Origin of the sequence: Mesorhizobium sp. (assembly GCF_965229135.1) — a bacterium.
In the GTDB taxonomy this organism is placed as follows: domain Bacteria; phylum Pseudomonadota; class Alphaproteobacteria; order Rhizobiales; family Rhizobiaceae; genus Mesorhizobium.
The window spans coordinates 2,871,449-2,884,076 of the sequence record NZ_OZ245860.1 but is presented as its reverse complement, the minus strand read 5'-3'; the positions used below and the strand labels follow the sequence as shown (position 1 = coordinate 2,884,076).

Below are 12,628 nucleotides of genomic sequence, written 5' to 3'. Positions count from 1 at the left end.
CCGCCGTTTTTCAAGCGCCCTTGCCGGAAGGCCAGCCGTGCTCTGTCGTGCGATCCCGACTGGGCGACAGGTCAAACCAGCCCCTTGTTTGGGAAAGCAACCAGTTTGCCCCTTTGCCAGAACCCCTGTCGCCGCATAGGGTCGGCCACCTGTCGGCGGCCTGTTATCGCCTTGGGCTTGCGTCAGGCATAGAATGCGAAAGTGCTGGCATGGCGGCAGAAGATTTGGATCCGAGGGTGTCGCGTGTGCCGGCGGTGACGGAAGTGTTCGCGGCATTTTTGAAGCTGGGCTTGACGGCTTTCGGGGGGCCGATCGCCCATCTCGGCTATTTTCGCGACGAATTCGTGCTGCGACGCAAATGGCTGGATGATGCCGGCTACGCCGACCTTGTCGCGCTTTGCCAGTTCCTGCCTGGTCCGGCCTCCAGCCAGGTCGGTTTCTCATTAGGCGTGCTGCGCAGCGGAGGCCTGCTTGGCGGTCTTGCCGCCTGGGTCGCCTTCACGCTGCCATCGGCGCTGCTCCTCCTGGCTTTTGCGCTCGGCGCGGCTTCGATGACGGGCCCCGTGGCGCAAGGTGTCATCCACGGTCTGAAACTCGTTGCGGTGGCAGTCGTGGCGCAGGCCCTGTGGGGCATGGCGAAGACCCTGACGCCGGACAGGTTTCGCGCGGCCATCGCGCTCGGCGCGCTTGCCATCGTCACCATTGCCGGCGGCACTTTTGGGCAGGTTGGAGCCATCGCGGTCGGTGCGGTCGCCGGTTTGCTGGTGTGTCGCGCCGAGCCCTCGACGTCCGGCGGGCATCTCACGGTTCCCATTGGCAAGCCCGCCGCGTTCATTGCCTTTGCGCTGTTCCTGTCCCTGCTCATGCTGCCGCCGCTGCTGGCCGCTGGCACCGGCAGTCAGGCCGTAGCGCTGTTCGACGCCTTCTATCGCTCCGGCGCCATGGTCTTCGGCGGCGGCCATGTCGTCTTGCCGCTCTTGCAGAGCCAGGCGGTCACGCCAGGCTGGGTGACGCCCGAGGCGTTCCTGGCGGGCTACGGTGCGGCCCAGGCTGTACCTGGCCCGCTCTTCACCTTCGCGGCCTATCTCGGCGCGGTTTCCGGTCCGCTCCCGAATGGTCCGGCCGGCGCCACCATAGCGCTCGTGGCCGTTTTCCTGCCCGGCCTGCTGCTGGTCTACGGCATGCTGCCTTTCTGGGACGGGCTGCGCAGACTGCCGCGCGCGCAATCCGCCATGCGCGGCGCCAATGCCGCCGTGGTTGGCATACTGGCGGCCGCCTTTTACAATCCGGTCTGGACGAGCGCGGTTCATGCGCCGCTCGATTTCGCGATTGCTCTCGCCGGGTTCCTGCTGCTCGTCGTCTGGAAGACGCCGCCTTGGATCGCCGTGCTCCTGCTTGCTGCCGCTGGAGCCTGCATGGGTTTGGCGGGCGCCGGAGCCTGAGACAATCAGGACCGCGTCACTATATTCGCTCCAGTGCCAACGACAACGGAACGCAAACGGACGGGATCATCATGGCGAGACGACGCTCTTCCCTGGGCTTCCTCGGAATGTTCGGGCGCTCCGGCGACCTCCGGCAGCTCGACGATGCATTGCGGGGCGCCGACCTTCACCCGGCCCTCGTGCCGGAGGGCGTGAAACTCACCATGGTCAATCTGATGAATGACCACTGGCCGGATGAACCGCCCCCGCACGCCTACAAGACCGTTGCTCAGCTGTTCAGCTACTGCATTGCCGAACCGGAAGCTTTCGAACGGTCCAACGGCCTTCAGAACAGGCTGGACGCGGAGCGTCGGATCGAGGCGGCGCTTGAAACCGGCGACAGTTTCGACGCGCGGCTGGTGCTGATGACGCTGCACGCCAAGCTGATCAGCGCCGAGGTCATCGCGCTTTACGGGCTGAGTGCGGACTGACCGCTCGGACGGGCGCTCTCAGCCGCCCATGCTGCTGCGCGGCAAATGGATGAGATTGCCGAAGCGGGCGCGCAGTCTATCGTCGAGCACTTTGGGAATGTGGCGCGGGAAGCGTTCGGCAAGGATGCGCTTCTTCTCGATGATCGCCCTTTGCACGATGTCGGGCCTGCCTTTCTCGTTCCACTCCTTTGGTGAAAAGCGGTCGCCGACGGCCGGGTAGAAATACTCGGTCTGCATCAGCCGCAGGGTCTGCTCATTGCCGAGATAGTGGCCTGGACCCTTCAGGCAGACCTCGGAAATCGTATCTACCGACAGCGCCTCGTCGGTCACGTCGATGCCGCGAACGCAACGCAGGCAATGACCGAGCATGTCATTGTCGATGATCAGGCTCTCAAGGCAGAAGCCGAGCAGCGAGGCATGCATGCCCGCCGATTCATACACCAGGTTCAGGCCGGACAGGCCGGCCATCACGTTGGTGATGCCTTTTTCGTAGCCGGACTGGATGTCCGGTAATTTCGAATCCGTCATGCCGGCGGGCGAACCGCCCGGCAGGTCGTAGAATTGCGCCATCTGCGCGCAGGCCGCGGTCATCATGGCCTGTTCGCCCGAACCGCCCGACATGGCGCCGGTCCTGAGGTCGGAGACAAACGGCCATGTGCCGAATATCGCCGGATGCCCGGGCTTGATCGCGTTGACATAGACGAGGCCGGCCAGGACTTCGGCCACCGCCTGCACGACGGCTCCGGCAATCGCCGCCGGCGCCGTCGCACCGGCCTGTCCGACCGAGAGCAGCAGGATCGGGATGCCGCCCTCGACGCAGGCTTCGAGCACGCCGCAGGCATCCTCGGCGAACTTCATCGGCGGCACGACGAAGGCGTTCGAATTCGAGACGAACGGCCGCGCGCGGAAATTCTCCTCGCCGCCGGCGATGGCATAAAGCAGTTCAAGCGCCGGCTTTACATTTTCGCGCACGGTGAACGACGTGCCGACATGCTTCGATGTACCGGTCACGCAGGCATAGAGCGTGTTGAAATCCATATCGAGCGGGTCGGCGATGTCGCGCGCGACCATGGGGCGCTGGAAGAAATGGATGTTGTCGAGCCCTTCGACGATACGGGCGGCGTCATAGATGTCCTGCAGCCGCGACTCGCGGTATTCGCGCTTTTCGACGTCCACCAGATGGACCGCGGCTCCCGCCGTGCCGTAATGCACGCGTTTGCCCTGGATGACCATGTCGTGTTTCGGATCCTGGCCGCAGAGGGTGAAATGCCGGCCTGCTCTCTTGATCGTGTCGAGCACCAGCGCGCGGGGAAAGCGTATCCGCCCGTCATCGGCATAGATCGCGCCGGCCTTCTTCAACGCTTCGATGCAGGAGGGAATGGCGTTGGCGAAGCCGACCGTCTCAAGCAGCGTCAGCACCGCCTCGTGGATGCGCTCGCGATCGTTTTCGCCGAGCGGTCCGTAGCTGCCGCCTTCGAGGCCGGCGCGGACCGGCAGGGCACTATCGGCCGCCTTCGCGCCACGCGTTTCCCGCCCACCGGAACGCCTTGAACGTTGCTCCGCCGGCACGTCCTGGGTCCCTGGGGCTACTGACATGAATGCACTCCGCCTTTAGCTATGAAGCTGGGAGTGGCGGTTGGCCCACCATCGGCCTGCTTCTCCCCTTTGTGTTGCGACTATGCCGCCAGCGTTGGTACAGCCTATGAGCCAACGAGTCCGGTTGCATATGCCAGGGAGCTAAAGGAACCGGAGCCGTTTATCAACGGCTCCGGTCAGGGATCAGGCAGCGGCAGGCCGGCGTCCGGCCGCTGTCGCCAGTTCGCGAATGCCTGGCTCGATGTGCTGCAACGCAATCGAGGAGATGCCCAGCCGCATGAAGCGCGATGGTTTTTCGGTGCGGTCGAAGAAGCGGTCTCCGGGCTCGATGATGACGCTGCGCGAAGCGGCGGCCTCGGCAAGGCCGCGGGCATCGGTGCCGCGCGGTCCCTCGAGCCAGAGTGAGGTGCCACCGGCGGAGTCGGTCGAACGCCACTCCGGCAGGAAGGCCGAAATCGCATGCACCAGACGCTTGCGCCGCTCGTCGAAGGCTGACGACAGCCGCCGCACCAGTGCCTCGTGGTGGCCGAGCGACAGGAACAGCGCGACCGCGCGCTGGTTGTTGGCCGGGGGATGGCGCAGCATGAAACGGCGCAGCGCCCTCAACTCCGAGATGAGGCCAGCCGAAGCGACGATGTAGCCGAGCCGCAGGCCGGGAGCCAGCGTCTTCGACATCGAGCCGACATAGACGACGCGGCCCGAGCGATCGAGGCTCTTCAGCGCCTGTTGCGGCGCCTCGTCCAGAAGCTGGCTGTCATAGCCATCCTCGATGATGATCTGGTTGTAGCGATTTGCGCGCGCCAGCAGGTCCTGCCGCCGTTCAGCCGACAGCGGCACCATGGTCGGGCAATGGTGGCTGGGCGTGACGAAGACGAAGCCTGAATCATTGGCGATGGATGACGTCACGATGCCGGACTGGTCCACGGGGACCGGCTGTATGTCGGCCCCCGCCAGCCGGAAGATTGAGCGTGCGTCGGGATAGCCGGGGTCTTCCATGGCCACCTTGGAGCCCTTGGTCATCAGCAGTGTCGCCAGCATGTAGAGCGCGTTCTGGGCCCCCAGCGTCACGATGATCTCGTCGGGATTGGCGAAGATGCCGCGCCTTGGCAGCAGCCGCGCCTGGATCTGTTCGATCAGCAGCGGATCGTCGCGATCCACCATGTCGGATGCCCAGTTGCGGATTTCGAGCACCGCCAGCGCCATGCGGTTGCACTCGCGCCATTCGGCTGTCGGGAACAGCGTCGGATCGAACTGGCCGTAGACGAACGGGTAGGACGACTTGATCCAGTTTTCATGCTTGGCCGGCGGCGGCATGTCGCTGGCCGCGATCTGGCGACGCGCCTTCCAGTCGATCTCGTTGGCCTGGTCGGGCGCCTTCTGGTGCGGCTTTGCCGGCGTCGCCAGCACGTCGGGATTGACGAAATGGCCGCGCCGTTCGCGCGCCACCAGGAAACCCTGGTCGACAAGCTGCTGGAAGGCCAGCACCACGGTGCCGCGCGCCACGCCCAGTTTCTCGGCCAGGATCCGGCAGGACGGCAGCGGCATCGAGGCGGCGATCTGCCGGTCGAGAATGGCAGCCACGATCGCCTGGCGAATCTGCGCCTGCAGGGTTTGACCGGATTCCGCCGAAATCCGGAAGAGGCCGGACCATATGGCCGTGTCGTTTCTCTGTGGCATGGGAGATGTTCCTCGATGGCCAGCTTTTTTCACTTTGCTGGCCCAGTCGAATGTAACGGTGGTACAAGGTGTTGCGCCAATCAATTTTTCTGATCGCAGGGATTTATGCCAGTGATCCTTCGTGGTCGAAATCGTGCCTCTCGGCGTGGTCGCATAACGGTTACGTGAGGCAGTGCGTCATCGCTGTGGATTGAAATGACGAATTCGGCTCAATAGTTTTGCGCGACGACACGCGCCGGAAACATCCCACCTGCTATGGTGGTGTCCAAAACCCAGGAGTCCCCCGCCAGTGGATCAACCGTCTTTCCAAAAACAAGTCGCTGCCTTGCGGGATCACCGCGCTGCCGCATCCGGCAGCATGCGCGAGGCTTTTGCCGCCGATCCCCAACGTTTCGAGACATTCTCCGCCTCTGACGGCGATCTGCTGCTCGACTGGTCCAAATGCGCCGTCGATGCCCAGACCATGAGCCTGCTGGAGAAGCTGGCGGCCGCTGCCGATCTCGAGGGCCGGCGCGCCGCGATGTTCGCCGGCAAGAAGATCAACATCACCGAAGACCGCGCCGTCCTGCACACGGCGCTTCGCAACCTGAACGGCAAGGGCATCATGCTCGACGGTCAGGACGTGAAGGCGGAAGTCCTGGCTGTCTTCGACGCCATGAGCGCCTTTGCCGACGCGGTGCGTTCCGGCAAGGCGGCGGGCGCGACCGGCAAGAAGATCACCGACATCGTCAACATCGGCATCGGCGGCTCCGACCTTGGCCCAGCCATGGCGACCCTCGCGCTGGCGCCCTATCATGATGGGCCGCGCGCGCACTATGTCTCCAACATCGACGGCGCCCATATCCACGACACGCTGAAGGACCTTTCCGCCGAAACGACTTTGTTCATCATCGCCTCGAAGACCTTCACCACGGTCGAGACGATGACCAATGCCGAGACGGCGCGCAAATGGGTGCGGAAGGCGCTCGGCAAGGATGCGGTCGGCAAGCATTTCGCCGCCGTCTCCACCGCGCTCGATCTGGTGGCGAAATTCGGCATCGAATCGGATCGCGTCTTCGGCTTCTGGGATTGGGTCGGCGGCCGGTATTCGGTCTGGGGCGCCATCGGCCTGCCGGTGATGATCGCAGTCGGCCCGAAGAATTTTCGCGCCTTCCTCGATGGCGCGCATGAAATGGACGAACATTTCCGCACGGCGCCCATGGCCGGCAATCTGCCCGTGTTGCTGGGGCTGGTTGGCTGGTGGCACCGCGTGATCTGCAAATATCCCGCGCGCGCCGTCATCCCCTATGACCAGCGCCTGTCGCGGCTGCCGGCCTATCTGCAGCAGCTCGACATGGAATCGAACGGCAAGAGCGTCACGCTGGATGGCGGCGCGGTGACAACGCCAACCGGCCCGCTGGTCTGGGGCGAGCCGGGCACCAATGGCCAGCATGCATTCTTCCAGCTGCTGCACCAGGGCACCGACGTCATTCCGGTCGAATTCATCGCTGCGGCCATCGGCCATGAGCCGGACCTCAGGCATCAGCACGACCTGTTGCTGGCCAATTGCCTTGCACAGTCGGAAGCCTTCATGAAGGGCCGCACGCTGGAGGAAGCGCGCGCGCAGATGCTGGCCAAGGGCATGAACCCGGTCGACGTCGACAAGATCGCGCCGCACCGCGTCTTCTCAGGCAATCGCCCGTCGGTGACGATCCTGTACAGGAAACTCGATCCGCATATGCTCGGACGGCTGATCGCGCTCTATGAGCACCGCGTTTTCGTCGAAGGCACGCTGTTCAACATCAACTCATTCGACCAGTGGGGCGTCGAGCTCGGCAAGGAACTGGCGACCGGACTGCTGCCTGTCGTGGAAGGCAAGGAGAGTGCCGCAAAGAGGGATGCTTCGACCGCCGGCCTGGTGGGACATATCCACCATTTGCGAGGTTCGGAGTGAAGAATTTGGCCGACATCAAGGGAATATTGTTCGACAAGGACGGGACCCTTGTCGATTTCAACGCGACCTGGCTCGGCGTCGCCGATTTCATGGCGATGGATGCGTCCGACGGCGATCGCTGGAAAGCCGACAGGCTGCTTGCCGCGGCCGGGTTCGATTTCACCGCCAAACGCTTCAAGCCCGATTCGATCTTTGCCTCCGGCACCAATCTCGACGTTGTCGAACTCTGGTTTCCGAGGCTGTCGGTGGAAGACCAGATGCTGGCCGTGGCCCGCTTCAACGAGATCACTTCCGTGCAGGGGTCGAAGATGGCGGTCGCTCTGCCAGGAATCGTCGACACGTTGGCGGTGCTGCACAAGAAATCCTACCGGCTTGGCGTCGCCACCAACGATTCGACCAGCGGCGCGGAAAAAACCCTGGTGACACTGGGCGTGTCGCAGCTTTTCGACGCCGCCTATGGCTACGATTCCGTGGCCAACCCCAAGCCCGCGCCGGATACGATCATCGCCTTTTCGGACCTCACCGGCCTGAAGCCGGCGGACATCGCCATGGTCGGTGACAACCGCCATGATCTCGAAATGGCACGCGCCGGCGGCTGTGGCCTTGCCATCGGCGTGCTTTCCGGCACCGGCACGCGCGAATCGCTGTCCGAGATTGCCGACGTCATCCTGGATTCGGTTGCCGACCTGCCTAACTTTCTGTCGGCGAGGGTCAAGGAGGCGATCTGATATCCGCTGGCTCGAACGAAAAGACGCCGCTCGGCCTGTTCGCGGCCCCCTTCGCATCGCCGAAATCAGGCACCTGATACTCGGCGAGCAACCGCAGCCGTGACAGCGGCAGGTCGTTGCGGCGGGGGTCGCCGACAAGCACCTCGATGCCGGCGGCCAGGCAGCGGTCAAGGAACGGGATCACCCTTAGAGCAACCTCTGGACCGTAGAACACGTCGCCGGCGAGCACGAGGTCGACCGCCGGTGGCGGACCCGGGGTGATATCCTCGTCGATGACAGTGATCTCGACGCCATTGGCTTGCGCATTGAGGGCGATCGCGGCGACACCGTTGCGATCGATCTCGGTGGCGATCACCGCGCTTGCGCCAGCCTTCGCCGCGGCGATGCCGACAAGGCCCGAGCCGGCTCCAAGGTCGAGAACGCGGCGGCCGGCCACGCTTTGAGGATTGTTGAGTATATGGCGCGCAAGCACCGCGCCGCCGGCCCAGGCATAGGCCCAGTATGGCGGCTGCGGTTCAGGTTGATCGTCGTCCGGCTCGACCGCATCTTCGTCCGCGTCGGCGCCTTGGTGGGGATCGACAAGTCGCCTCAGGCCACTGGCCGGGTGCGCCGTGTAAAGCAGGATTTCACGCAGCGACGGCACCGGGGCTATCAGCATGTTCGCCCTGATGAACGCCACAGGGTCGGGACGGCAGGGCGCCTCTGTCTCGGTGTCGCCGGCGACGCCGTCGCTTGAAGTCACTCGCGCAGCGCTCGCCGCAATATCTTGCCGACTGGCGTCTTCGGCAGTTCGGTCCGGAATTCGATGTATCTGGGCCGCTTGTAGCCGGTCAGGTTCTCGCGGCAGTAGGCGATGAGCGCCTCTGTTGTCAGCGCCGGATCCTTCTTGACGACGAACAGCTTCGGCACCTCGCCGGAATGCTCGTCCGGCACGCCGATCGCCGCGACCTCGAGGACGCCGGGATGCTGCGCCACCACTTCCTCGAGTTCGTTGGGATAGACGTTGAAGCCGGAGACCAGGATCATGTCCTTCTTGCGGTCGACGATCTTGGTGAAGCCGCGCTCGTCCATGAAGCCCATGTCGCCCGACTTGAAGAAGCCGTCCTTGGTCATCACCTTGGCGGTTTCATCGGGCCGGTTCCAGTAACCCGACATCACTTGCGGGCCCTTGATGCAGATTTCGCCCACTTCGCCGAGCGGCACGTTGTTGCCGTCGTCATCGCGGATGGCGATCTCGGTCGACGGCAGCGGCAGGCCGATCGTGCCGGTGAACTGGTCGGAACCGAACGCGTTGGCCGTCGCCACTGGCGAGGTTTCCGACAGTCCGTAACCCTCCGAGATCGGACAGCCGGTCAGCGCCTTCCACCGCTCGGCGACGCCCCTCTGGACGGCCATGCCGCCGCCCAGCGTCAGGATCAGCGGCTTGAAATCCAGCTCGCGGAAATCCTCATTGTTGAGCAGCGCGTTGAACAGCGTGTTGAGGCCCGGAAAGATATGGATCGGGTACTTCTTGAGTTCCTTGACGAAGCCGGGAATGTCGCGCGGATTGGGAATGAGCACATTCTGCGCGCCTTGTTGCATGCCCATCAGCGCATTCACCGTCAACGCGAAGATATGATAGAGCGGCAGTGCGCAGACAAAGTTGAGATGGGCCGGCTTCGGCTTGACCGCATAGGCGTCTTCCAGCCACAGCGCGTTCTGCGCCACATTGGACAGGACGTTGCTGTGCAGCAGCGTCGCTCCCTTCGAGATGCCCGTCGTGCCGCCCGTGTATTGCAGGAAGGCTACATCGCCGGCGGCGACGCTGCCAGGTATGAAGCGCATCCCGGCGCCGGCCTTCAGCGCGGCGTTGAACTTGACATGGCCGGGCAGCGACCATGCCGGCACCATCTTCTTCACGCGGCGCACGACGAGATTGACGATCGTGCCTTTCAGGCCGCCGAGCATGTCGCCCATCGCGGCGACGATCACATGCTTGACCTGTGTCCTGGCAATGACGGCCTGCAAGGTGTTGGCGAAATTCTCAAGGATGACGATCGCCTGGGCGCCGGAATCCTTCAGCTGGTGCTCCAGTTCGCGCGGCGTGTATAGCGGATTGACGTTGACCACGGTGTAGCCGGCGCGCAGCACGGCCATCATCGCGATTGGATACTGCAGCACGTTCGGCATCATCAGCGCGACGCGCGCGCCTTTCGCCAGCCCCTTGGACTGCAGATAGGCGCCAAGGGACGCCGACTGCCGCTCAACTTCGGCGTAGCTTATGTCCTTGCCCATGCAGGTAAAGGCAGGCCGGCCGGCAAACTGCTTGCAGGCCGCGGTAAGCAAATCACCGATAGAGCTGTAGGGCAGGGGGCCGATCTCGGCCGGTACGCCCTTTGGATAGCTTTTCAGCCACGGCTTGTCCGGCAGTCCGGCCGCGAGCGCGGCCAGGGCTTTCGGCAACTTGGCCGGCGCCGTCGCGGAGGCTGGTGCGGGCTTTGCCGGTACGGCCTTCGCTGCTGGCTTGCTGGCGGCAGGCCTGTTCGCGGCACCCGCCTTCGCGGCGGCAGGCTTTGCGCTTGCCTTTGACGGCGCCGCCCTGGGCTTGGCCACGGCGGCTTTTTTGTCGGACGGCGCCTTTGGTGTCTTGGCCGCCGCGCTGGAATCGGGGGCGGGTTTGGCCTTCGCCTTCGCCGGGGCCGCTGTCCTGGGTGTCTTTGCCACCTGTCACTCCCTCAGTCGTTCTTGCCGTATCTTGCCGCGCTCGTCCCTTGATAAGGAGACGTCCTCCGCCGACGACTGCGGATTCCAAGGAAATCCTGCATGACATGTATGTATGGCCACTATCGGCGGTGGTGCAAGTCTTGCCCCTGCGACAGGAACGGAAAGATTTGCCGTCAAAATCTTTGCCCGCGCACGGCATCTTCGGGGAGCGACTTGCGGTCATGCCGACGGCTGCACGAGGTCCCTGGTCGGCGCGTTTCGCACCAGGACAGATCAATAAAAAAATGCGGTCGTTAACAAAGCCGTGATTGGCAAGTTTTGCTATTTTGTTCTGACTTATTGCAAAATATGGGAATTATTTTCCGCTTCCCGTGGGGTAGGCAAACAGGGAGTTCCAAAGCTGGAAAAACGGTGCTTATATGCGCGCTTCGCGAGCCTGATAGAGGGGCTTGGAAGAACATCAGGGAGTGCTCAATGAATAAGAAACTGACTTTTGCAGCCGCGTTGCTGGCTGCAAGCGTCCTGGGCGGCGTGGCCAACGCGAAAACTCTGGTCTATTGCGCGGAGGCGTCGCCGGAGGGTTTCGACCCGGCGCCTTACACCGCGGGACAGACGTTCGACGCGTCCTCGCGCACCGTTTTCAACCGCCTCGTCGAATTCGATCACGGCAAGACCACGATCTCGCCCGGCCTGGCTGAGAGCTGGACCATCTCCGACGACGGCAAGGAATACACCTTCAAGCTGCGTAAGGGCGTCAAATTCGCCCCCACCGACTATTTCACCCCGACGCGCGACCTCGACGCCGATGACGTGGTGTTCTCGTTCGTGCGCCAGGTCGACAAGACCGGTCCCTGGTTCCAGTACATTCCCGGCATTGCCTATCAGTATTATAATGACCAGTTCGGCGACAACATCACCAAGGTCGAGAAGGTTGACGACCTGACGGTGAAGTTCACCCTCAAGGAACCGGCAATCACCTTCATCCCGACGCTGGGCATGGATTTCGCCTCGATCGTCTCCAAGGAATATGCCGACAAGCTGCTGGCCGACAAGACGCCTGAACTGTTCAACCAGAAGCCGATCGGCACCGGTCCGTTCATCTTCGTCGACTACCAGACCGATGCGGCCATCCGCTACAAGGCCAACCCGGATTACTGGGGCGGCAAGCAGAAGATCGATGATCTCGTCTTCGCCATCACCACCGATCCGGCGGTCCGCGCGCAGAAGCTGAAGGCTGGCGAATGCAACATCATGTCGTACCCGGCGCCGGCCGACATTGCCGGTCTGCAGGCTGATCCGAACCTGACGGTCGCCGAGCAGGAAGGCCTCAACGTCGGCGCGCTGATGTACAACACCCAGCAGAAGCCGTTCGATGATGTCCGCGTCCGCAAGGCGCTGAACATGGCCATCAACAAGAAGGCGATCATCGACGCGGTGTTCCAGGGCGCTGGCCAGGTGGCCATCAACCCGATCCCGCCGACGATGTGGTCCTACAACAAGGACGTGAAGGACGATCCGTACGATCCCGATGCAGCCAAGAAGCTGCTCGCGGAAGCCGGCGTCAAGGACCTTAAGATGAACGTCTGGGCCATGCCGGTATCGCGCCCGTACATGCCCAACGCACGTCGTACCGCCGAACTGATCCAGGCTGACTTCGCCAAGGTCGGCGTCACCGTCAACATCGTCAGCTACGATTGGGGCGAATACCTCAAGCGCGCATCCGCGGTCGATCACGATGGCGCCGTCATCGTTGGCTGGACCGGCGACAACGGCGATCCGGACAACTTCCTCGGCGTGCTGCTCAGCTGCGCTTCCGTCGGTTCCAACAACCGCGCGGAATGGTGCAACAAGGACTTCGACGCGCTGATCAACAAGGCCAAGACCGTTTCGGATCAGGCCGAGCGCGCCAAGCTCTATGAACAGGCGCAGGTCATCTTCAAGGAACAGGCGCCTTGGGCCACGCTCGCCCACTCCAAGGTGTTCATGCCGATGCAGAAGACCGTCACCGGCTTTGCGATGGATCCGCTCGGCATCCATCGCTTCGACGGCGTCGATATCGCCGAATAAGGTTCGCGAAAC

At 63.3% G+C, this 12,628-nt stretch carries 9 protein-coding genes; 5 read left to right on the top strand and 4 right to left on the bottom strand.

Features of this window, described 5'->3' with window-relative positions; translation table 11 throughout:
- Window positions 1-209: 209 nt before the first annotated feature.
- Both chrA and ACO07C_RS13725 read left to right on the top strand, forming a co-directional pair.
- Window positions 210-1,442, top strand: coding sequence for a chromate efflux transporter (gene chrA / locus ACO07C_RS13730; protein WP_421914696.1), 1,233 nt, complete (start codon window positions 210-212; stop codon window positions 1,440-1,442).
- A gap of 71 nt (window positions 1,443-1,513) precedes the next feature.
- Complete coding sequence (locus ACO07C_RS13725; RefSeq protein ID WP_421914695.1) at window positions 1,514-1,912, top strand: hypothetical protein; 399 nt, start codon at window positions 1,514-1,516, stop codon at window positions 1,910-1,912.
- 18 nt (window positions 1,913-1,930) lie between these two features.
- Here the strand turns inward: ACO07C_RS13725 and ACO07C_RS13720 are convergent, their stop codons facing one another.
- Window positions 1,931-3,508 carry a trimethylamine methyltransferase family protein gene (locus ACO07C_RS13720; RefSeq protein ID WP_421914694.1) on the bottom strand — a complete coding sequence of 526 codons (1,578 nt, stop codon included), beginning with the start codon at window positions 3,506-3,508 and terminating at the stop codon, window positions 1,931-1,933.
- Window positions 3,509-3,691: 183 nt separating this feature from the next.
- Complete coding sequence (locus ACO07C_RS13715; protein ID WP_227349214.1) at window positions 3,692-5,185, bottom strand: PLP-dependent aminotransferase family protein; 1,494 nt, start codon at window positions 5,183-5,185, stop codon at window positions 3,692-3,694.
- 289 nt (window positions 5,186-5,474) lie between these two features.
- Between ACO07C_RS13715 and pgi the strand changes: the two genes are divergently transcribed.
- Together pgi and ACO07C_RS13705 are read left to right on the top strand one after the other, a co-directional pair.
- Window positions 5,475-7,118: a glucose-6-phosphate isomerase gene (gene pgi, locus ACO07C_RS13710; protein WP_421914693.1), complete on the top strand. Its 1,644-nt coding sequence runs from the start codon at window positions 5,475-5,477 to the stop codon at window positions 7,116-7,118.
- 5 nt (window positions 7,119-7,123) lie between these two features.
- Window positions 7,124-7,846 (top strand): HAD family hydrolase, encoded by a 723-nt coding sequence (locus ACO07C_RS13705; protein WP_421914692.1) that lies wholly within the window; start codon window positions 7,124-7,126, stop codon window positions 7,844-7,846.
- Here the strand turns inward: ACO07C_RS13705 and ACO07C_RS13700 are convergent.
- Window positions 7,830-8,504, bottom strand: a complete 675-nt coding sequence (locus tag ACO07C_RS13700) for a class I SAM-dependent methyltransferase (protein WP_421917525.1) — start codon at window positions 8,502-8,504, stop codon at window positions 7,830-7,832. The genes ACO07C_RS13705 and ACO07C_RS13700 overlap by 17 nt on opposite strands.
- A gap of 80 nt (window positions 8,505-8,584) precedes the next feature.
- The gene (locus tag ACO07C_RS13695; protein WP_421914691.1) at window positions 8,585-10,549 is read right to left on the bottom strand and encodes a long-chain fatty acid--CoA ligase; all 1,965 of its coding nucleotides are present in this window, start codon (window positions 10,547-10,549) and stop codon (window positions 8,585-8,587) included.
- Window positions 10,550-11,023: 474 nt separating this feature from the next.
- Between ACO07C_RS13695 and ACO07C_RS13690 the strand changes: the two genes are divergently transcribed.
- Entirely contained in the window at window positions 11,024-12,616 is a 1,593-nt protein-coding gene (locus tag ACO07C_RS13690) for an ABC transporter substrate-binding protein (protein ID WP_421914690.1), read from the top strand.
- The last annotated feature ends 12 nt before the right edge of the window (window positions 12,617-12,628 follow it).